Annotated in this window: 17 protein-coding genes; 1 reads left to right on the forward strand and 16 read right to left on the reverse strand. The window is 67.3% G+C overall.

Annotated features, from left to right (window positions below; all coding sequences use genetic code 11):
• Positions 1 to 12 precede the first annotated feature (12 nt).
• Positions 13 to 2,730 carry a polysaccharide biosynthesis tyrosine autokinase gene (locus tag KBZ12_RS03500; RefSeq protein WP_254956353.1) on the forward strand — a complete coding sequence of 906 codons (2,718 nt, stop codon included), beginning with the start codon at positions 13 to 15 and terminating at the stop codon, positions 2,728 to 2,730.
• Positions 2,731 to 2,739: 9 nt separating this feature from the next.
• Here the strand turns inward: KBZ12_RS03500 and KBZ12_RS03505 are convergent, their stop codons facing one another.
• The 16 genes from KBZ12_RS03505 to KBZ12_RS03580 form a co-directional block, all read right to left on the reverse strand.
• A complete protein-coding gene (locus KBZ12_RS03505) occupies positions 2,740 to 3,288 on the reverse strand; it encodes a hypothetical protein (protein ID WP_254956355.1) in 549 nt (182 codons plus the stop codon).
• A 184-nt stretch (positions 3,289 to 3,472) separates the two neighbouring features.
• On the reverse strand, positions 3,473 to 4,141 hold the full coding sequence (locus tag KBZ12_RS03510; RefSeq protein ID WP_254956356.1) for a hypothetical protein: 669 nt from the start codon (positions 4,139 to 4,141) through the stop codon (positions 3,473 to 3,475).
• Entirely contained in the window at positions 4,138 to 5,076 is a 939-nt protein-coding gene (locus KBZ12_RS03515; RefSeq protein WP_254956357.1) for an exosortase/archaeosortase family protein, read from the reverse strand. The genes KBZ12_RS03510 and KBZ12_RS03515 overlap by 4 nt, the downstream gene beginning before the upstream one ends.
• Positions 5,073 to 6,926 carry a nucleoside-diphosphate sugar epimerase/dehydratase gene (locus KBZ12_RS03520; RefSeq protein WP_254956358.1) on the reverse strand — a complete coding sequence of 618 codons (1,854 nt, stop codon included), beginning with the start codon at positions 6,924 to 6,926 and terminating at the stop codon, positions 5,073 to 5,075. The genes KBZ12_RS03515 and KBZ12_RS03520 overlap by 4 nt, the downstream gene beginning before the upstream one ends.
• 388 nt (positions 6,927 to 7,314) lie before the next feature.
• On the reverse strand, positions 7,315 to 8,253 hold the full coding sequence (locus KBZ12_RS03525) for a glycosyltransferase family 4 protein (protein WP_254956359.1): 939 nt from the start codon (positions 8,251 to 8,253) through the stop codon (positions 7,315 to 7,317).
• On the reverse strand, positions 8,250 to 9,173 hold the full coding sequence (locus tag KBZ12_RS03530) for a hypothetical protein (RefSeq protein WP_254956360.1): 924 nt from the start codon (positions 9,171 to 9,173) through the stop codon (positions 8,250 to 8,252). The genes KBZ12_RS03525 and KBZ12_RS03530 overlap by 4 nt, the downstream gene beginning before the upstream one ends.
• A 7-nt stretch (positions 9,174 to 9,180) precedes the next feature.
• A complete protein-coding gene (locus KBZ12_RS03535; protein ID WP_254956361.1) occupies positions 9,181 to 9,780 on the reverse strand; it encodes a hypothetical protein in 600 nt (199 codons plus the stop codon).
• A gap of 163 nt (positions 9,781 to 9,943) precedes the next feature.
• The gene (locus KBZ12_RS03540) at positions 9,944 to 10,810 is read right to left on the reverse strand and encodes a glycosyltransferase (protein WP_254956362.1); all 867 of its coding nucleotides are present in this window, start codon (positions 10,808 to 10,810) and stop codon (positions 9,944 to 9,946) included.
• Complete coding sequence (locus KBZ12_RS03545) at positions 10,807 to 12,558, reverse strand: carbamoyltransferase C-terminal domain-containing protein (RefSeq protein ID WP_254956363.1); 1,752 nt, start codon at positions 12,556 to 12,558, stop codon at positions 10,807 to 10,809. Before KBZ12_RS03545 ends, KBZ12_RS03540 begins: the two co-directional genes overlap by 4 nt.
• Before the next feature lie 256 nt (positions 12,559 to 12,814).
• The gene (gene asnB, locus KBZ12_RS03550; RefSeq protein WP_254956364.1) at positions 12,815 to 14,635 is read right to left on the reverse strand and encodes an asparagine synthase (glutamine-hydrolyzing); all 1,821 of its coding nucleotides are present in this window, start codon (positions 14,633 to 14,635) and stop codon (positions 12,815 to 12,817) included.
• A gap of 5 nt (positions 14,636 to 14,640) precedes the next feature.
• Positions 14,641 to 15,822, reverse strand: a complete 1,182-nt coding sequence (locus KBZ12_RS03555) for a glycosyltransferase (protein WP_254956365.1) — start codon at positions 15,820 to 15,822, stop codon at positions 14,641 to 14,643.
• Complete coding sequence (locus tag KBZ12_RS03560) at positions 15,819 to 16,853, reverse strand: GDP-mannose 4,6-dehydratase (protein WP_254956366.1); 1,035 nt, start codon at positions 16,851 to 16,853, stop codon at positions 15,819 to 15,821. Before KBZ12_RS03560 ends, KBZ12_RS03555 begins: the two co-directional genes overlap by 4 nt.
• Before the next feature lie 154 nt (positions 16,854 to 17,007).
• On the reverse strand, positions 17,008 to 17,811 hold the full coding sequence (locus KBZ12_RS03565; RefSeq protein ID WP_254956367.1) for a glycosyltransferase family 2 protein: 804 nt from the start codon (positions 17,809 to 17,811) through the stop codon (positions 17,008 to 17,010).
• Positions 17,808 to 19,262, reverse strand: coding sequence for a hypothetical protein (locus KBZ12_RS03570; protein WP_254956368.1), 1,455 nt, complete (start codon positions 19,260 to 19,262; stop codon positions 17,808 to 17,810). Before KBZ12_RS03570 ends, KBZ12_RS03565 begins: the two co-directional genes overlap by 4 nt.
• A complete protein-coding gene (locus KBZ12_RS03575; RefSeq protein ID WP_254956369.1) occupies positions 19,259 to 20,437 on the reverse strand; it encodes a glycosyltransferase in 1,179 nt (392 codons plus the stop codon). The genes KBZ12_RS03570 and KBZ12_RS03575 overlap by 4 nt, the downstream gene beginning before the upstream one ends.
• Positions 20,434 to 21,756 carry a hypothetical protein gene (locus tag KBZ12_RS03580; protein ID WP_254956370.1) on the reverse strand — a complete coding sequence of 441 codons (1,323 nt, stop codon included), beginning with the start codon at positions 21,754 to 21,756 and terminating at the stop codon, positions 20,434 to 20,436. Before KBZ12_RS03580 ends, KBZ12_RS03575 begins: the two co-directional genes overlap by 4 nt.
• Position 21,757 lies beyond the last annotated feature (1 nt).

The following is a 21,757-nucleotide window of genomic DNA, read 5'->3' on the forward strand; positions in this document are numbered from 1 at the left end:
TCTGGGGTACAGATGATCTGGGATGAAAAGCCAACGACGGTCATTAATCGGATTTCCACCATAGACGGCCAAGTCAAGGGGACATTCTCGGGCGGCTGCCATTATCATTCCTGGACTCTCTACGCAGTTCATAACTTGACAACGACGGGAGTTCCTTCTAAGACCTTTACGGGTGGAACGCAGCGCCCGCTGTCCCTTCCCCCCACGACCGGTTCTGGGCCCAGCTTTGCCCAGTCTTTCGACCCGTCTCTCCAGAGTCCCCAGAACCCCACTGGCGAGGGCCAGTCAGGAGGTGTGGGGTTAGGCGGTCTTGTGCGGACCATCAAGCGTCGCCAGTCCGTCTTCCTGGTCACCTTCGCCGTTGTTACCGGTGTCCTGGCGATCAACACCTTGCGGCAGCGCATCTTTTCACCCGTCTACCAGGGCGGGTTCCAGATGCAGATCAGCAATCCCTTCGATACTCCCGGTGGCGGCGGTGGCGGTGGCGGCGGATCTGTGGAAAGCATCGCCCGTTCTGAAATCAGGATAGACGTGCCCAGTCTCATCGTCCTGATGCGCAGTCCCCTGCTGCTCGGACCCGTCGCCCAGCGTCAGGGTGTGCCGCTGAGCGCTCTCGAAAGCAACCTCTCCATCGACCAGGAGTCCGCGAGAGTTGACAACGTTCTCAATGTTTCCCTGCGCTGGCCCGATCCAACCAAGGGCCAGGTGATTCTGCGTCAGCTGGCGAAGGATTACACCGCCTTTTCGCTCACCCAGCGTCAGGCTGCCATGAACTCCGGTGTCCAATTCCTGGATGAACAGGCCCCGGCGATCGAGTCCCGGGTTCAGAAGCTCTCCCTGGAGATGCTCAAGTTCCGCGAACGCAACAACTTCGTCGACCCCGCCACCGCAGCAAGCCAGATCCTCGGAGCCCGGGAAGAGCTTGTCAACCAGCTGCGCACCCTCCAGAACGAGCAGGTGCAACTGGACAGTCAACTGACATCAATCCAGACAGGCAAGCTCCAGTTCACCCCCAGTGGAGCCCCTACCGCCCTCCAGCAGCTCGGCCGCAACAGCGTTCTCGTGCCTGGCCGGGCCTCTTCCGGCGCCGAGGCCGCCAGGGAAATCGCCACCCCCCTTGACCTGCTCAACCAGTTCGAGCAGGAACTGGCCACCGCCAAAGGGACGTTTAAGGAGAACTCCCCGATTGTTCAGTCCCTGCTGGCGAGACGCAACCAACTGCTGCCCGTGGTCCAGCGCCAAGCCGCGGATGCCGTGAAGGCCAGGCTGCTTTCCAATGTGGCCCAGCAGGATGAAATCAACCGTCAGATCCTGCTTCTCAGTGAGAACTTCCGGAACAATCCGCAGAAGATGGCGGAGTTCGAGAGCATCAACCAGCGTCTGTCCATCGCCAGGGAGCAATACTCCTCCTACATCCAGGCCAGGGAGCGCTACCGGCTCGAGATGGCCCGTTCGATCACACCCTGGGAAGTGATCGGCCCTCCAGATTTCGGCGGCAGCCCGGTGGAGCCCAACATCCAACGCAATCTGCTGCGCGCCATCATGATCGGCCTGCTGGCCGGGCTTGGTGCAGCGATCCTCAGGGAGAAGACGGACAACGTCTTTCATACCCCCATGGAGGTGGAAAAGGAACTCCAGCTGCCCGTGTTGGGCCTGATCCCCTATCTCCCCCTGGATCCCGGTGTCGACATCGCCACCAGCATCTCCAAGATGTCCTCCAGCGAGAGGTTTGCGATCAAGGAATCCCTGCGCAGTCTGTTCACCACCTTCCGGCTGCTTCGCGCCGACAGCAACATCCGCTTGGTCGGGGTCACTTCCTCCACCCAGGGGGAGGGTAAATCCACCGCTGTCTCCGTTTTTGCCCGAACTCTCGCCGACCTTGGCCTGAAGGTGCTCGTCGTCGATTCTGACATGCGTCTGCCGATGCAGGCCAGGTATCTGGGCGTGGAGCAGGGGGATGGCCTGTCCACCCTGCTGTCCGATTCCTCTCGAAAGCCTACGGAGTTCATTCACTCCGTTGCCGAGAACATGGATATGCTTCCTGCGGGTCCGAAGCCGCCAGATCCCGCCAAGCTGCTAAACTCCAGCCGCTGCAAGGATGTCATAGAGGACATTCGTGCCCTCCCCGGCTACGACATCGTCATCGTGGATGCACCCCCCTGCCTGATGCTGGCTGACCCGATTCTCCTCGGGGAGAAGCTGGATGGCATCTTGTTCCTTGTCGGACTGGGCAAGGTGAGCCGCCAACTGGCCCCCCAGGCCAGCCGCCGCATCAGGGCTTCCGGTGTCGATGTGCTGGGCATCATCTGCAACCAGGTGAATTTACCGAGCCGCCTCAACGATTACGGCTACGAATACGGTTACTACTATCACTACGCCTATGCGTCGGAGTCCGGGTACGCGAAGAGTGCAACCGAGCCCTCCTCTGGCAGATTCGGCAGTTATGTCCAGCGCTATCGCGACAGCTACATGAAAGGCGCCGCCACGAATTCTTATGTGAGTGCCCGGTACAACGAGGGAGAATCCGACGTCAAGACGTATTATCGGGACGAAGAGGGGCAACCCTCCGGGCCATCCCCCTCCAACGGGGGCAACCTCCCCAGCACCGGCAGCGGCTCCGTGTCTCCTGCCGAAAGCGTCCCATCCCGCCGCCATCGCCAGGACGACGATGCATCCGGTGGGGATAGCCCGATCAGTTGGTTGAGGAAGCGATTCGGGAACAGGGGCTGAGGCGCCGATTCACCCCTGACGGACATCCGTCTTCCCTGGACTGGAGGACAGGAGTCCATCCAGCATCGCCAGGTGGTCGTAGATGGGCATGGCCATGGGGTGGCAGCGTCGAACCCAGGCCAGGGCGGCGAGCAGGTCGATGCCGCGCAGGCGGGCCGTGAGTCCCACGGCGAGCAGGGGTGAGCGTTCGTACCCCGCCATGCAATGCAGGTAGACGGGAGAGGCCTCGTTCACCAGGGCTTCGGCCCTTGCCAAGGCCAGGGCCAGCCTGCCTGCCTGCATCGGCTCCTGCCGCCGATGGTCGGGAAGGGAGATCCGGTCGCTCGACCACCCGGGCGGCAGGATCAGTCCGGTTTCTTCCTCCGGGTAGCAACAGCTGAAGCGGCTGCGGAAACCGGCCTGCTCCAGCTGTTGCCAGTGTCTGTCGCTGCGTGGCATCGGACCGATCGCCAGCCGATTGCTGAGAACCCAGCTGCAGGGCAGGGAGCGCTCCAGCGCCGGCTGGGCTGGCCTTTCCGCCTCCCTGAGGCTCTGCAGAATCCGCCGCAGGATGCCCACTACTAGACGATCACCTGAGCGCTGGTGCCGGCCTCAGGCGGCGTCGACGCCCTTTCAGGGTGCTGGGCGGCCCCAAGAAGGCAGCGCGTAGTGGGTGTGAGGGTGATGGCTAAGGAGGCGTCGTGAGATGGGTATCGTGAAGCTGGCGGGGCGGTTGCCGGACCGGCAGGTGGTTCCCCCAGGCCTAGCCCTGGGATCGAAGCACCGGCTCCACCAGGTCGAGCACACGCCGCCACAGGCGATCAGAGGGTGGCTCCCCTTTGGACCCGCGCAGACTGATCAAGGTGCAGGCATAGGTGCGGTTGGGCTCGAGTCCGATCACACGCGCGACAGCGGAATCGATGCCGCTGGAGAGCTGGTCGGCATTGGCGGCGAGTTGCTCACTCGTCACCCCAAAGGCACGAACCAATCCAGGTCCTCTCACCAGGCAGGTCTGGAAGACCGGTCGATCCTCAGCCAAGCCTCTCGCCGTCGGGACAGGCGTGTCGATGAGGCGACGCTTGCTGAGCTTCAGGCTTGGCTGAGCTAGTCCCATGGTGCTGGTCTGAAAGTTGAGTCGCTGGCGCACGCTCCCATTCATCAGGGTGAGTTCAAACCCTCCTTGGAGGGGGAAAACGACGGGTGCGGAGGTGGCCAGTTCATAGCGGCGCTTTGCCGGCCAGGGGGTCGTGGAGGACGGGCGATTCGTTGGAGACAGGAGTTTAGCCTTCTGCAGCCCTGCTTCCAGCTGCTTGGTGGGCAGGGGGACGGGAGCCGCCTGCCAGCGTGGAAAAACGATCGCCTGGGCGGCAAGGAGTGCACTGACGGTGGCCAACGTGGCATACCACCGCACCAGCAGGGGAGGGGTGATCACGTTCTGCTCTCCTTGGGCGGTGGGGCGGGAAGCGGCGGCAGTTCCCTTTCCAGAAGGCGCATGTAGACCATGCCGAACATCAGGACGGCCACGCCGGAAAAGACGAGGGATCCCGTGCTCTGGTGGAAGAAATCGAACCACCAGCTTCCCTTGGAGTGGCCATTGCCCGCGAAGACGGCCAGCAGGGCGATGCGGAAGGTGTTGCTGATCAGCCCGATCAGCGGCGCAATCACAAAGAGGAGGCAGCGACTACTCCAGGAACGGATCGGGAAGGCCAACAGGAAGATCACGCCGACGCAGAGGATCTGGGCCATCAGGTCGACGCCGTTGCAAGGCCCGAGCACCTTCACGCCCCCCCCCGGCAGCAGTACGCTGCGGGCGTTGACGATCACATCGAGCCCCAGGACACTCAGCCACAGACCGGAGACCTGGGCGGTGAGCAGGCTGATGGGCTCTTCCGGCAGCATTCGCATCAACAGGGCGAAGCCAGGCAGCAGCATCAGGCAGAGCAGGGGATCGCGGAAACGGCCCAGGTTGGCGGGCTTCTCGGCCATCAGGCCCAGGGCGAGACCACCGATCGGCGCGAGGCCGAACAGCAGGCCGTCCCAGTGCACGATCACCGCCGAGCGGGCCAGCACCCACACCAGGAGCACGGTGCCGATGATCAACCCCCAGGCGGCGGGACGGGGTTCGAGGTTCTCAAACTGATCCTCCATGCAGATCACCGCTCCCCCCCACACCAGCACGGCAAACACGGTGATGTGCTCGCTCTGACTGCTCTGGAAAACGGCGATGTTCTGGATCGCCACAGCCGCGGCCAGGGCCAGCCAGAGATTGCGGGGCGTCGGAGGGGGAACGGCAGGAATGGAAGCCCGCCAGGACGGGGGAAGCTTCAGGAGCAGCGCATTGATCAGACGTTTGGCGATGTTGCTCATCGGGCCAGGGGGTCGACCAGAGGTGGGGCACCCAGCCTTTGTTCTGGATCGTATTCCGGCACCAGTCGGCGCAGGAGTACAGCGGTCGTCGCCTCGTCCCAGTTGGCCAGGGCTTCATGCAGCTGCTGGATCAGGGGCAACAGTTGCGCGCTCTCGCGCCTGGGTTCGGTGGCCTTGCGGATCAGCGGGTGCTGGGTGGGTTGGTCGTCGGTGCCGATCAGCAACTCTTCGTAGAGCTTTTCCCCTGGCCGCAGACCGGTGTAGCGGATGGCGATGTCGCCATCACTGTTGTGGTCGTCCCGAACCCGCAAGCCCGACAGTTCGATCATCTGCCTGGCCAGGTCGGCGATCCTGACAGGCTCTCCCATGTCGAGAAGGAACAGATCGCCGCCGATGGCCATGCCCGTGGACTGGAGCACCAGCTGGACGGCCTCCGGAATGGTCATGAAGTAGCGGGTAATGGCCGGGTGGGTCACGGTGACGGGGCCGCCTGTGGTGATCTGCTGGTGAAACAGGGGGATCACCGAGCCGGATGAGCCCAGCACATTGCCGAATCTGACCATGGACAGGATCGGGCCGCCCGTTTCGACCTCGGCGGCGGCCGCCTGGATCAGTAGCTCGCAGATCCGCTTGCTGGCCCCCATGACATTGGTGGGTCGCACGGCCTTGTCAGAGGAGATCAGGGTGAGTCGGCTGACCCCAGAGGCGCGGGTGGCGGCGATCACGGCCTCCGTGGCGCCGATGTTGTTGGCAATGCCTGCGCAGAGATTGGCCTCCACGAGGGGGACGTGTTTGTAGGCGGCGGCATGGAAGATGGTTTCCACACCGTGCTGCCGGCAGAGCAGGGTGAGGCGGGAGGCGTTGCAGGCATCGCCCAGGACGGCATGGAGTTCGACTGCGCCCGTCTTGGAGCTCAGCTCCCGCTCTATGGCGTAGAGGGCGAACTCATTGCGTTCCAGCAGCAACAGCCGGGTGGCACCGAGCGCCACGACCTGGCGACAGAGTTCGCTGCCGATTGATCCACCGGCACCCGTCACCATCACCACCTTCCCTTTGACACCGGCCTTGAGCAGCACCGGGTCGGGGTTGGAGGGCTCCCGTCCCAGGAGATCTTCGATCGCCACGGCCTGCAGGTCGGAAACGATCCTCTGGCCACTGGCCATCTGGGCGAGTGAGGGGATCGATAGCACTTCCAGACCCCTGTGGGTGAGCTGGTCGACCAGCAGACGCTTGCGGCGTCTGGACATGGCCGGCATGGCGAGCAACACCTTGCGCACCCCGTGGCGTTCGATCAGCCCGGGCAGCCGCAGGGGGGTGTGGATGGCCATGTTCTGGAGTGTGCGGCCCTCAATCCCCTCGTCGTCGTCCAGGAAACCAACAATGCGGAATCGGCGGTCGTTGCGCAGGGCCAGCAGCAGACCCATCCCGGCGGCCCCGGCCCCGTAGATGAGGGTGGCCTCACCCTGGGAGCCCCCCTGGGAGTGATTGTCGCGCTGGTCAAGGTGATGGACCAGGACGTCGCGCAGGATGATGCGGCTGGCGATGGCCCCTCCGGTGAACAGCAGCCAGTAGAGAATCCAGAAGGATCGCGGTGGCTGGGGGCCCCCTATCAGGGTGCTGATCAGCAGAAGGATCAGCACCATCGAACCTGAGCGGGGCACCAGTCCGTAGAGGGAATGGCTGCCGGCGTAGCGGGTAAGCCCCCGGTACCAGCCGGAGACCACGAGCACGGGCACGCCCGTGATCACGGCCAGGGGCAACAGCAGAATCGTGGCTGGCAGAAACCCCCTGAGGGACGTGGTGTCTGGCAATCGCAGAATGAAGGCCCCGAGGTAGGCCGCGATGATCATCAGACCATCAAAGACAACCAGCAGCAGCCTTCGGGCAAGCAGCTGCCTTTGCACATAACGAAGAACGGAGAACTGGGGAATCAATCGTTCAGATCGACGGGAATCGGGGCATCAGGTAAAGGCCTTAGGGTGAAGGCACCCTAGGAACAAATCAGAAGGGAAACTTCAATTGTGGAAGGACCTGAAGGCAAGTTGAATGGCGGATCCAGGAAGCTTGAAGACGGGGTGGTGGTTAAGGAGGATCTGATGTTTTGGCGGTGATGGAACGCATGGTATTGACGCTAGTCAGTAGCGCGGGCATCGCCATTCCTATCCAACAATGATGGATGGAGGAATGGATCATGGGCTTGGCCTGGCTTGGACTGTTGGATCCCACTTTACGGCCATTTCAAGGTGGGAAGGGGACGGCGTGGTGGCGATCCAGCCAGAGGCCAATGGCCAGTTGCACCAGCAGCAGGCCGAGCTCCAGGGCCAGGCCCTGGACGAGGAGGGCCCCGCCCAGCAGGGCGGTGGCGCCGATGTAGAGGAGTGCCACCTGGCTGTGGGGCCAGCCGGCCTGATGCAGGCGCTGGTAGAGGTGCAGCCGATGGGCCTGGAAGATGGGCTGTCCGGCCTTCCAGCGGCGCAGAACGCAGAGACAGGGGTCTCCCAGCAGGGGAAAGCCAGCCAGCAGCAGACCCAGGGCCATGGCCGGGGTGGCCTGCTGCAGGACCATGCCGGCGATGACCGCCCCGAGGAACGTGCTGCCCACATCCCCCATGAACACCCGGGCCGGACTCCAGTTCCAGGCCAGGAAGCTCAGCAGGGCCCCGATCAGGGGAAGCACGCCGTTGCCGCCGGTGGGGGCCATCGCCAGCGCCGCAACGCTCAGCAGCACGGAGGCGCAGCCGGCGACGAGTCCATCGAGGCCATCGCTGAAGTTGACGAAATTGATCACCGCCGTGACAGCGAACCAGGCCACGGGCATCAGCCACCACACCAGGGGCAGGGGGGTGATCGCCACCAGGGCGACGGCTGTGGCGATCTGGATGCCGTAGCGCCCTGCTGCCGACAGCTTGAGGCGGTCATCCAGCAGGCCCACCAGGGCCAGTGGCAGGCAGAGCAGCGGAATCCAGGCCGGCCAGCCTCCGCCAGCGAGGGGGGCCAGGCCGCTGCCGACCAGAACAAAGGCCAGGCCCCCGCCCCGGGGGGTGGGCCGCTGGTGGGAGCTGCGGGCGTTGGGCTGATCCACCAGAGCGCGCCGCAGCAGCGGCAGCAGCAGGTGCAGGAGCAGCGCCCCCAGGCCCCCGCCCAGCAGCAGAACAGCCGGGCCATGCAGGGCGGTCATGGCACCAGCGGCAGCACGGGGAAGGGCTCGGGCGGTCCCCCCAGAAGGCGATGGGCCGGGGTGAAACCGGCCAGGTCGGCACCCATGCGCAGCACCGCCTCAAACCGTTTTGGCGAGAGCAGCAGCAGCGGTGCGGCCAGGGTCTGGAACAGGCGTGGCGGCAGGGCCAGGAGCCGGCAGCGTCGGGCCGCATCGCCGGGCTCGGTCGCGTCCTGCAGGCGGCGCAGCATGGTGGCGTAGGGGAGGGTGTCATCGCCGCCGAGGGGCAGGTGCACCGGCTCGGATGGATGGTCTCCGGCCAGGGGCAGGCGGTCGGCCAGGTGGAGGGCCACGGCGGCCAGCTGGCGGCAGTGGATGGGCTGCCGCAGACCCCCCTGGCCGGGCAGGGGCAGCAGGGGCAGGCGGCGCAGCAATCGGCGCAGCTGGCTCAGGTTGCGATCGCCGAGGAGGCCGGCCTGGCCATAGATGAGGGTGGGCGCCAGGATGCGCAGCGGCAGGCCGTGGGCCGCGCAGGTCAGCGTCAGCTGCTCCTCCGCCCGCCGCAGCCGCTGCACCAGATCCCGGTCGAAGCCATTGGCGGCGAACCGTTTGGTGATCACCGAGGAGGAGGAGCAGGCGACCACCCCCTGCAGGGCGCCGACGCCAGCAGGGTCCCTGGCGGCCAAGCCGGCCAGCCAGGGTGCGAAGGACCAGATGGGGGCAAAGCTGATCAGCAACCCCAGCGGTGCCGGGCCCGTCCCGCCGGCTTGCTCCAGATCACAGGGAAGAAAAGGCGGTGGATCGCCGCCCCAGGCCGGCACCAGAGGTTGACGTCGGCCGGCCACCATGAGCGGGCGCCCCCTGGCCAGCTCGATCAGGGCTTGACCGCTCGGGCTGGTGGCTCCGAAGAGCGTGATCGGGACAGCTGAGGGGAGGGTCAAGGGGGGATCAGACGCAGTCGTTGCCGTCGAGACGACCATCCCACCCCGTCAGTCTCCAGAGGGAGGCGCGCAGTTGGTCGCGCCAGAGCCGCAGCTGGGATTCGGGCCGCAGATCCCCGGTCTGGGCGTCGGAGCCTTCCACCTGCCAGCCGGTGCCGGCATAGACGATCCGGGCGATGGCGAGTGTACGGGCCATGTGGGTTTCAGCGGTCACGAAGGTGAGACGGCCCTGCCCGGGCCTGGTCTCCAGCCGTTGCGCAAGGGCGGTCACCTGTCCGACCGTGTCGCAGCCGCGAAGCAGGCGCAGCAGTTTCGAGGTGTCCCGGGGCCAGAGCCGTCGGTTGCGGAGATGGTTGTAGGTGATGGCCTGGTACTCGGCGTTTCCCTGCAGCACCAGCAGTGCGCCTGGCCGCTCCCGCCAGAGCAGCAGGGCCGACTGGCTGCGCCAGGGATCCTCGATGAAGGCGGAGATCACCTGGGTTCCCGTCCCGTCGCCCCCGGGGAGTGTGCGGACGACCTCCCGTGAGGGCCGAGGGGAGGCTGCCCGCTTTCCCAGCCAGGCGGGGGCGAAGAACCAGGCGAGGCCAGCCGAAACGCCCAGGGCCACGATGCCCAGACGGGTGTTCCGGTTCGACCAGAGGCGCTGGAGCCACGAGCCCTGCCTCTGCCGTTGGTTTTTTTTCCTGACCCGTTCCCGCCGTGGTTGCAGGTCAGCACCTGGTGGCCTCTCCTCCTCGGGCAAGGGAATCGATGCGCAAGCTTGAGCCAGCTTATCGGTCCTGTCTGTTGGGGTTTCGCGCCTGCCTCGGCCCGGGAAGGCGACTCCAGACCCTCCGGACGTAGCGCAGGCTGAAGGGGATCCACCAGCGCCAGCCGAAAGCCCGGCCATAGGCCAGCCTCACCTCCTGAAGCCGTCGGCGGGTCTGCTGGCCGCTGACACCCGCCTCGCCCATGTGCACCAGCTCCACATCCACCCCCCGCGCCGAGAGGTCAGCGCAGGCGCTCAGGCGGAGGAAGTAGTCGAGGTCGGCGGAGAGGCGGAAGGGTGCGGCGAACTGATCAACGCGGCGGCGGGCCCCCGGCCCGATCAGGGTGGCCTGGTGGGGTGGGGTGGAGCCCAGAAACAGGCTGAGGCGGTAGGCCCCACAGCTGGAAAAGGTGGTTGAGCGTCCCAGCCGGATCGCCCCGTCCTTGCCGGTCCCGGCGTAGCGGCCGCGGCAGACCACCAGATCCGGCGGGTCGCCCCCTGGCCTGTCCGGCCGGGTCGCTTTGAGCGCCTCCTCCAGCACGGTAGGGCCGGGTGCCCAGTCATCACTGCCCCAGAACAGCAGCCAGTGGTCCGGGGGCGCGGCGAGGAAGCCCTGGTTCATGGCGCCGAAGATGCCTGGAAACGCCGGGTCCTGGGGCTGCCAGGTGAAGCGCTTGTCCCGGTGGCAGACAGCGTCCAGCCAGGCCCGGTGTTCCGGCCTGCTGGGGCCATCGATGAACAGCACGCGCCAGTGGGGCCAGCTCTGGCGCTGCAGGGAGGTGGCCAGCCGGGGCAACAGCAGGTGGGAATCGAGGGTTGGAACGATCAGGCTGAGCCCGTTGGCGGCTCCGGGGGGCAGGGCGGCACCTGCGGCAGCAGTGGAGCTCACCCCTGCCGGCGGATCAGCACGTCACCCAGCACCAGCAGGTCCATGCGGGTGCGCAGGAAGCAGTCGAGGGCCTGGGCGGGGGTGCAGACGATCGGCTCGTTTTCGTTGAACGAGGTGTTCAGCACCATCGGCACGCCGGTCCGGTCGGCGAAGGCCCGGATCAGGTGGTAATAGCGGCCATTGTCGGCGGCGTTCACGGTCTGGAGACGGCCGCTGCCATCCACATGGGTGACGGCCGGGATGCGGGCCCGCTGCTCCTCACGGATCGGATACACCTGCATCATGAAGGGCACCTCCCCATCGAGGCTGAACCAGTCGCCCACGGCCTCCTTCAGCACCGACGGGGCGAAAGGACGGAACGATTCCCTCCGCTTGATCTTGAGGTTGAGGATGTCCTTCATGTCGGCACGGCGGGGGTCGCCGAGGATCGAACGGTGGCCCAGGGCCCGAGGGCCCCACTCCATGCGGCCATCGAACCAGCCGATCACCAGCCCCTCGGCGATCGCCGCTGCGACCTGCTGGCAGAGGGCAGCCTCCTCCGGACGCTCCAGGCTGCACTGGGCCTGCTCCAGGGCCGCGCGGGTGGTTGGACTGGCGAGCAACTCCTCCACCTCTCCAGGTGCCGGCTGGCTGCCCAGGTAGGCATGGCGCATCGGCGCGGAACGGGACCGGCCCAGCCCGTGCCACACATCGAGGGCCGCACCGAGGGCGCCTCCAGCGTCACCCGCGGCCGCCTGGACATACACCCGCTGGAACGGGGTGGCCAGGGTCACCTTGCCGTTAGCCACCGAGTTGGCACCGCAGCCCCCGGCGATGCAGAGCTGGTCGCTGGGGTGGCTTCGGTGCAGGGCCCGCAGCAGGTGGAAGAACGCTTCCTCGTACATCGTCTGGGCCGAGCGGGCGATGTCCATGTGCTGCTGCTGGAGCGGCTCATCCGCCTGCCGGGCAGGGCCGAGCAGGGACTCCAGCTCCGGGCTCCAGTGGCCGCCCACCACCGGGGCTCCGTTGCTCCACTGGTGCGGCAGCTTCTGGGTGGCGTGGAGGAAGTAGCGCAGATCCAGGCGGTAGGTGCCGTCGTCCTGGAGCCGCACGATACGGCGCATGGCCTCCATGCGGGTGGGCTGGCCGTAGGGCGCCAGCCCCATCACCTTGTACTCGTCGCCGTAGTTGGGGAAGCCCAGGTACTGGGTGATCGCCGTGTAGAAGGCGCCAAGGGAATGGGGGAACCAGATCTGGCCATCGAGGCTGAGCTGGTTGCCCTGGCCATGGCCCCAGGCGCCGCTGGCGAAGTCGCCGAAGCCATCCACCGAGATCACGGCGGCCTCCTGGAAGGGGGAGGCGAAGAAGGCCGAGGCCAGGTGGGCCCGGTGGTGCTCCACGAAGTGCAGTCGGGCCCCGATCTCCGCGCCTGGGAAGGCCAGGGCCAGCTGCTGGGCCAGGCCTGCCCTTTCGCGCTTGTTGCGCCAGCGGGCAACCAGGAAGCGGGGATCGGGGCGGCGGGCCAGGGTGTAGGCCACCTTGCGCCAGCGGTGGGCACCCGGCTGGGAGTTGATGGCGATGTGGTCGAGGTCGGCAGGCCCCACGCCGGCATCGGCCAGACACCAGGCCATGGCCTCGGTGGGGAAGCCGGCCCAGTGCTTGATGCGGCGGAAGCGCTCCTCCTCGGCGGCGGCAACGATCACGCCATCCTTCACCAGGGCGGCGGCCGCATCGGCGTGGAAGGCATTGATGCCCAGGATGAGCGTCATGAAGCTGGAGAACCGGTTGGCGGGGGGGGGGGGGCGCTGGTGGCATCGGCCAGCCTCGGAAGGGTCCGAGGCTCCACGCACCGTTTCAAGGTCATGGAGCCGGGAGAGTGGCTCTCAGGGTCGGATCGGCCTCGATAGCCCCTAACGGATGGACGAAACAGAGGAGCCGGTGGTCGGGCGGCTTGGGTGTCCAGTCGCCGCCTGATCCTAGGGGACATGTCCTGGGGTAACCCTGGGAAGCGCCGCGGTGTGGCGTTCATCGACGCGGGGCCGCGGACAGGCTCACCCCGAGGTGCACCTCCAGCCAGTGCTGCAGCACCATCAGGCTCCAGCGCCTGTACCAGGGGGCCAGGTCGATCCCCCGGGGTGTCGAGGGCAGCCGCAGGGCCAGGGGTGAGGCCGGGTCGTCGAGCCACAGCTGGAACGGGAATCGGAATCCCTGCTTGGGGCGGTTCAGGAACCAGTCGGGGAGCTCCGGCACGCTGCTCTCCAGTAGCTGCTTGCCCTCCGCCAGCCGCAGGCCGGCGGGGATCGGCGCCAGCTTGCGCTGTAGTTGCGCATCCACCAGGGGCAGGCGCAGTTCCAGTCCGGCGGCCATGGCCATCACGTCACTGTCCGGCAGCAGCTGGTTGCGCAGGTAGCGGGTGCCCTCAAGCCAGGCCACCCCTTCCCGTCCCGCCGGCGCCCCATCCCCGCAGGACTCGACGGCCGCCGGTGAGTCCCCAGAGGCGCTGAGCCCCCAGTGCGTCAGCAGGCGATCGATTTCGGTGGGCGAGAACAGACCCCGGAAACATCCGTAGGCCCGGCCGAGGTCGGCGGGGGCTTCCAGCAACCCGGTGATCCGCTGCATCCTGGCGCGGCGGCCCTGGGGCAGGCGGCGCAGAATCCAGGCCGCCGGCGGGCCGGCGGGGCCGATCAGGCTCCGCCAGCGCCGCAGCTTCGGCACCATCCGGAAGCTGGGGTAGCCACCGAACAGCTCATCCCCGCCGAGCCCGGAGAGGGCCACCTTCAGCCCGTGCTCCGTGGCCAGGCGGGCCACGCACCAGGTGTTGTACCCGTCAATCGAGGGCTGGTCCTGGCTGGCCAGGAAGGACGGCAGCCACTGGCGGGCCTGGTCGGCCGTGAGGTTCAGGGGCGTGTGATGGGCCCCGAAGTGGGCGGCGATGCGGGCCGCCGGCCCGGATTCATCGAAGCCGCCGGCCCCTGCCGCCGCGAAGCCGATGGTGAAGGTGTGCAGGCCCCGGGGGGCCAGCGCCAGCAGGGAAGCGGAATCAAGCCCGGCGCTGAGGAACAGCCCCACCGGCACATCGCTCACCATGTGGGCCGCCACCGAGTCCTCGAGCGCCGAGCGGGTGAGGGCCACGGCCTCGGCCGTCGTCATGCCGTTGTCGATGGCGGCCCCTGCGAGACACTCCGGCAGGGCCCCCCAGGGATGCACGGCCAGCTCACCCTGGCGCCAGCTGGCGGCGTGGCCGCAGGGCAGGCGCTGCACGCCCTCCACCAGGGTGGCGGGCTCGCTCACCGATCCGGTGGCCAGGAACCGGGCCAGGGACTGGCGATCCAGGCTGGGGTGACCGGGATCAGCTGCCAACAGCGCCCGCAGCTCCGAGGCGAAGGCGAGGGAGCCCTCCGGTCCGCTGCGCAGGTAGAGGGGCTTGATGCCGTGGGGATCGCGGGCGAGCAGGGCGCTGCGCTCCCGGCTGTCGTACAGGCAGAAGGCGAACATGCCGCGCAACGCCGCCAGCCCGTCCCGACCCCAGCGGACCAGCCAGGCCAGCAGCACCTCGGTGTCGCCGCTGCCCCGGAAGTGCTGCCCCTCCGCTTCCAACCGGCGGCGCAGTTCGGCGTGGTTGTAGATCTCACCGTTGAACACCAGCTGCCAGCGGCCGCACCGGGAGGCCATCGGCTGGTGGCCCAGGGGAGAGAGATCCAGAATCGCCAGGCGCCGGTGCACCAGGCAGGCGCCGGCGTCCTGCCAGACGCCGGAGTCATCGGGTCCCCGGTGGGCGAGCCGAGGGCCGACCCTGGCGGCGAAGTCGCCCGGTTCCCGGCCCAGCTGGCCCGCGATGCCGCACATCGTCTCTAGGCCTCCAGGTGGGCCAGGAAGGTGCGTCGGGCCGCCTCCGGGCTGGCCTGCTCCCGCACCCAGGCCAGCGCCCCGGCGGAGAGGCGCTCGCGCAGGCCCCGATCGGAGCCGATCGCTGCGATCGCCGCCGCCATGGCGGTGGGCTCACTGGCCACCAGCTGGCCCGTGAGGCCGTCGATCACGTAATCCTCCGGCCCCCCGCAGCGGGTGCTGACGACAGGGACCCCGCAGGCCATCGCCTCGAGGGCCGCAATGCAGAGGCCCTCCTGGTGGGAAGGGATCACGAACAGATCCAGACCCTGCAACACCTCCGCCAGGGCGCTGGGGCCAAGGCAGGGGTGGCACTGCACCCGTCCTTCGAGTCCCATCGCCGCCAGGGGCCCCTGCAGCCGATGGACATCCTGCTCGCCCGCCAGCACGAGCTGCACCGGATGACCCTGCGCCGCGAGCCTGGCCACGGCCTCCAGCAGCAGGGTGATCTGTTTGCGCGGGTCGGCGTAACGGCCGGCGAAGCCGATGCGCCAGGGCACAAGCCTTTCAGGGGCAGGAAAGAAGATGGCGGGATTCACCGGCATGCGCATCACCCCGTCCATGGGGCGGCGGGCGATGGACTCCAGGGCCTTGGCCGTGTAGCCGCTCAACGCCAGAATGCGCCCCCGGGGGGCCTGGAGCACCTGGCGTTCCAGCCGCTTCAGCACCGGGCCGTTGAGGCCCTGGTCGAGCAGCCGCCGCGGCCTGGAGAAGCGTTTGACGCGGTCGACCCGGTCGTCCTGCCAGGGGGTGGCCACCCAGGCCAGAAAGGGGATCCCCAGGCGGGCATAGGGGATGGCGCAGAGGGGATTGCCGGTGACCGACAGGTGCAGGTCGCAGCCGGCGATCAACTGCCGCCAGGCGCGCCTGGGCAGGTAGTGGGTGAACTCCAGCTCCGGCAGCCAGACCCCCAGGCCATGGCCTTCGTGGTCGCCGTAGACGCGGCGCTGCAGCTGGCCGGGCCGCCGGCCGCTGGGGACGGCATGGAGGGGAACCGACAGCTTCGGATGGGTGCTCCAGGGGGCATACCAGGCGAAGACGGGTTCAATGCCGAGCTCCTCCAGCATCCTGGCGACGCAGGCGGTCATGGCGGGAACGCCCCCATCCACCGGCTCGATGGTGCTGATCAGGGCCCGCGGCAGGCTCATTGTTTCAACCAGCCGAACAGGTCCCGGTTGTCGCGGACCCAGCGGATCAGATGGCGCACGCCTGCATCAACACTGATCTCCGGTGCCCAGCCCAGCTGTTCGGCGGCCTTCGTGACATCGCAGATGAACACAGGCTGGTCGCCGGGCCGGGACTGGCCGCTCAGGGGGCTGAGCGTGATCGCCAGCTCTTCTTCGAGGAAGCGCAGCAGGTCGCGCAGGCAGAGCGTGTTGACGGGGCCCCCGCCGATGTTGAAGGCCTGGCCGCTGATCGTGTCGCGATGGTCCCAGGCGGCGGCGTAGGCCCGGGCCAGGTCCCGCACGTCGAGCACGTCCCGGGTCTGCCAGCCGTCGCCGTAGAGGGTGATCGGCCGCTCTAGCAGGGCGGCGATGCTGAACCAGGCCACCCAGCCCTGGTCTTCGATGCCGAACTGGCGCGTGCCGTAGATGCACGACTGGCGGAAGGCGCAGGTGTGCAGGTCGTAGATGCGGGCGTAATCGATCGTGTACTGATCAGCGACCCCCTTGGAGCAGCCATAGGGGGAGTGGAAGTCGAGGGGCTGGCTTTCGGGAACACCGGCGGGCAGATCCCGGAAGCGGTAGCCATGGGGTGTCAATTCCACCGCCACGGTTTCCATGCCGCCATACACCTTGTTGGTGGAGGCGTAGAGCACGAAACTCTCAGGGGAATGGAGCCTGACCGCCTCCATCACGTTGAAGGTGCCGAGGGCGTTGATCTCGAAATCCTCCCGGGGGTTGGTGTAGGAGGTGGTGACCGCCACCTGGGCCGCCAGGTGCAGCAGCATCGAGGGGCGCAGGCTGGCCACGACCTCGGCCAGGGCGTCCGCCTGGCGGATGTCGACGCGATGGAAGGCGATGGCGGGATGCTGGCTGAGCAGCCAGCGGAGATTGTCCTCCGTGCCCCGACGGGACAGATTGTCGAGAATCGCCACCTCCCACCCCAGGGAGGCGAAGTGCTGGGCGGCGTTGACGCCGATGAAACCGGCGCCGCCGGTGATCAGGATCGAAGGCATCGAAAAGTTGGAGGCGGGGGGAACGTCGGGGACTGGGCGGGCGGGGGAGCCTTTCGATCGCGAAGGATATGGCTGAGCGGAGGAGCGGGAACGCCTCCGTCAGTCAGGGCGGACCATAAGGCAACATCCAGATCCTGCGGAATCGCGTGTCCTGTCAAGGCGGTGTTGACAGGCTGGGGTGATCTTCCAGAAGCATCAGATGCAGCAGCAGTTCGGCATACATGCGTTGCTGGGCATAGGCCCAGCCGCGCCAGCCTTCCAGCACGCCGCCCTTCCAAAGCAGGCAGAACAGCAGCGCGGCAAAGGGGGCCAGCGGTGTGTGCTTGCGCAGGCGATCTGCCAGCGACAGCTCGCGTGACGGAGTGGCGCGCAGCTTGGCCGCCTCGATCGCCAGGTAGGTCCCCTGGGATGCCAGCCAGCGCTGCAGAGGTTTGCGGTCGTCGTGGAAGATCGGCTGCCGCAGTTGTTTGACGGGGCCCGACAGGATGATGCGGTGCCCATGGCCGTCGTTGCGGTAGCGGCCCAGGCCACGGCGATAGAGGCTGATCCGCAGCGGCAGCAGCCCGCTGCGCAGGGGGCTGCCACCGATGCAGTAGCGGAAGGGGATGGAGAAGCCTGCCACCGGCGCGTTCTGGGGATCCCGGATCACTGTCTGGATCTCGCTCGCCAGTGACGGCGGGATCAGGTAGTCGGCATCCAGGCTGAGGATCCAGGGGGTGTCGATCTGATCCAGGCCGAAATTGCACTGGTCAGCAAAGCTGTCGAAGGGGCGATGCAGCACCCGGACGCTGGCGTGGTTGGCGAGGATCGAAAGGGTGGCGTCGTTGCTGCCACTGTCGATCACCAGGATGGAATCCAGCCAGCGCAGGTGATCCAGGGTGCGGGCAATGTTGGCCTCTTCGTTGTAGGTCAGGATCAGGGCGGTCAGCTGATCTCGTGTAGCCTCGGGCAGGCTCATGCCAGGGGTTGGGAGCGTTGCTCCAGCAGGAGCTGGCGCTGCTGCTGGTGTTGCCAGAGGGCCCACTGCTGCTGTTGTTGGGACACCAGGCTGGGAATGGCCAGAAACGACCCCAGACAAAGACTCATCAGAATCAGCACGAAGGGGTCGCCGTAGAGCTGGGCGGCGGAGAAGAACGCCGGCACGTTGGCCAGGGCAAAGGACATGAGGCCCATCAGCAGGGCGGAGGTGGACTGGGGCAGCTGCTTGAGCAGCCGGAAGTTGCGCAGCAGCACCAAGCCCAGCAGCGCCAGGATCACCCCAAGGATCACCATGCCTGGAATGCCGAGTTCCAGGATCAGGCGCCCCCCGCCACCCTCGGAGACAAAACCGATGCTCTGAATGGCGTTGCGGGAGGCATTCTGGATGAGGCCGCCCGTGCTGGCGCCGGCACCCACCCCCATGCCGATGCCATCCGAGACCTGGATGGCCCTGAGGGTGGCGCCGATGCCCTGGGTGTCGAAGCGCTCGACCAGATCCTGCTGGATGGTGAGCGAGCGGTTGGTGTATTCGCCGAAGTTCTCGCCGAGATTCTCCGAAAGAATGAAGGCATAGAGGGGATAGGAGATGCCTGCCACGCCGAGCACACTGGTGATCACCCGCTCCTTGGAGGCGGGGCTGGCCCGGCGGCTGAACAGCAGCAGATAGATGGCCACGAAGGCCATGATCAGAACCTGGGCCTTGCGGCGCCCGGTGAGGAGAGTAAGGAAGGCAAAGCCAGCCGCCATCAACAACAAGCTGAACTGGGTGGTGGGTTTCTGGCTGGCGATGGCCATCGACGCGGCGATGCAGGCGGCGGCCGAAAGCTGCCAGGAGGCGATTTCACTGGTGCGCCAGAACCCCGAGGCCCCCTGGGCCGAGAATCCATAGCGGAAGGTGATCAACAGTCCCTCGCCCACCTCCTTGAGGGTGGGATGGTCGATGCCCTGGAAGCTGAGATACACGGTGACCGCTATCACCGCCGAGCCGACCAGATAGAGCGTCAGCAGACGTTTCAGTAAGGGCAGGTTGCATCCCACCTGGAAGCCCACCCAGAGCCCGAGGGCCGGCGCCAGATAGAAGGCGGCTCCGATTGCGGTGAGCTGGATGTCGGAGAAGCGGGCGAAGCTGTTGAGGCTCTGGAGCGCGATCAGGCTGAAGTAGACCGTCACCCAGCCATCGAATTGCGGCACGGTCCAGAACATCGCCCGCAGGTTGAAGCGCCCTGCACGCTCCAGGAGCACCACGCCGCAGAGCGCGAACCCGATCAGCACCAGGCCGACCATGTAGCTGGGCTGATCAGGCGTGATCTTGCGCAGGGGATCTTGTACGAAGCCGATGATCAGCGTGACCATCAGGCCGGCGCGCCAGTCGCCGTCCAGCAGCACGGCGGCAAGGGCTCCGAAGAGCACGATCAGCAGCAGGATGGTCATCGGCCGGCGGAAGAGGTCAGCACCTGGCGGTAGGCGTCACGCAGCTGAAGGGCGATCGTGCTCCAGGAAAAAGCCTTTTCCGCCAGGTTAAGCGCTGCAGCTCGCCTTGACAGGGAAGGACGCTCCAGGGCAGTGGCCAGGGTCAGCGCCAGGGCTTCCGGGTCGCTGGCGCTGACCAGGCCGGCGCCTGCACGGGCCACGTCGGCCGCCACAGCCACCTCGGGGGACAGGATCACGGGGGTGCCGGCCGCGAGAGCTTCGACGGCCGCGATGCCGAAATTCTCCGCCGCCGATGGCAGGACATACCAGTCGGCCGCCTCCAGGGCCCGCCACTTGGCTTCCCCCGCCACGAACCCCAACCAGCAGCAGCGCTCCCCAAGGCCCAGCCCCCTGGCGCGTTCCTGCAGGGCGGCGACATAACGGGGCTCTCCGTCGCCGGCGATGGCCAGATCCCAGCTGGCTTGGGGCCGCCGCCGCTGCAGGAGGGCCAGGGCGTCCAGCAGGTTCTCCAGCTGCTTCTTCGGGTGCAGCCGCGACAGGAACAGGAAATGAACCGGAGCCGTAGGGCCCAGGTGATCCGCCGGCTGGGCCGGGAGGTCAGGGCCGCGCACCCCCAGGGGCAGCACCAGGCTTGGCGGCACCAGGCCAAGGCAGGCGGCTTCGTCCCGTTCGGCCTTGGTGGTGAAGTGCAGGAGGGCCGCCCGTTGCAGATTGCGTCGCTCGATCAGCCTCAGCATCAGGCGTTTGCGGCCGGGGCTCTGGGCCAGGCTCCACGGGCTCAGCTGGCCGATGCTGCGCAGGATGTAGGGAACACCGGCCCAGCGGGCCTGGGCCATGGCGCTGGTGCAGGGATAGGAGAACAGGGCATGGATGTGGAGCAGCTCGTACCGCTTCAGATTCCTGGCCAGCCACAGGCTGAGCGCGGGGCTGAAGGCGAACTCCCGCAGGGCGGCCACCGGCGGACTCCAGCGCGGAAAGGCCAGCACCGGCACCCCCTGGTGCCACTGCCAGCGCCCGGTGACAAGATCCGGATGCAGGCCAGGGCCATGGTCGTTGGTGGTGAGGATGGCGGCGTCCACGTCCTGGAGGCGCAGGGTCGCCACCATGTCGATCACGGACCGACTGGGCCCCCCCCGCAGCGGACTGATGGAGGGGATGACGTGCAGGACCCTCATGGCGTGCGGCGATCAGCCAGGAAGCGATCGAAGGCCACCCCCCAGGCCCTGGCCACCTGGGGGGCGGCGTAGGCGCCGATGCTGTCCCGGTTGTGGGGGTGACGTTCCCGGTACCCGCCGGCCTGGCGTTGCAACGCCACCAGGGCGTCGAAGATGGCCGTGCTGCTCTCGATGTCGCAGTAGAGGCCTTTGTGCAGGTCCTCGAGGATGCCCTGGAGCGGGTTGCCCGCCGGTCCTGCCACCAGCACCGGCGTGGCGTGGGGGAGGTATTCGAAGAATTTCGAGGGCAGGTTGTCCGTGTGGCGTGGCCCGATCAGCACCAGCAGGGCATCGGCGGCCTCGGCCAACTGGTGGGAGCGTTCGTTGCTCACCGCGGCCTCGACCCTGATGACGTTGCGCAGGTAGGGGTCGCTGCGGATGGTGGTTCTGGCCGCTTCGTAGAGATAGCCGTAGAGGAGGATTCGCAACGCCCCATTCCCCTCGAGCTGCCATCGCCGCACGGCCTCGAGCAGGGGCTCAATCGGCCGCCAGGGGCCCAGGTTGCCGGGGTGAAAGAGCGTCAGTGGGGCGCCGGTCTCCGCCATCGGCTCCACGGGGGCCGCCGGAGCTGTCCTGGTGGCGGTCAGTGGGGGGGCGGTCAGTGGGGGGGGCTGGGCGCCCTCCTCGAAGCAGTCGGGCAGGAAGCGGGCTGGTGTGGATCCGAGCAGCCCCTGCTGCCGATAGCGCTCCAGGGTGAGAGGCGAGGCGAACACGGCCCCCGCCGCCGCGGCCAGCACGGCCCGCTGGCGCTCGGGGTGGGCCGGATGAAAGAGGCCTTTCTCCCGGTGGCCGTAGGGATCGTCATAGATGGCGACGAAGGGTTTGCCGAGTTGTCCGGCCACCTCCATGGCGATTTCCAGCACCAGGAAATCCGGGCAGATCCCGGCCACCAGATCAAAGGGGATCGTTGCTGCCGTCTCCAGGGCCATGGCCCTGAGGCCCTCGAGGGCGTGCGTCTGGGGGTTGTGGCCGTCCAGCCCCTCCAGCCTCAGGTGGATCAGCTGGCGCAGGCCGAACCACAGATGGAGCGGGGTGCCCGCCCTGCGGCGGTTCTTGCGGATGGCGCAGCGACGGGAACGGGAGACCCACCGGCTGTAGTGGCAGAACTGCTCCTGGCCGGCGAAGGGCTCCGGTGTGACGGCATCCAGCCGGGGGTCGGGACCGACGACATGGAACTCCCAGCCCGCCGCAGGCAGATGGGGCAGCAACTTGGCGTAGCGGCGGGCCTGGACGCCGCCCCCCCCCGGGGGTTGCAGGGAGAGGATCAGGGTCCTGGCCATC

Source organism: Cyanobium sp. Cruz CV13-4-11 (assembly GCF_024346055.1).
Taxonomy (GTDB): Bacteria; Cyanobacteriota; Cyanobacteriia; order PCC-6307; family Cyanobiaceae; genus Cyanobium.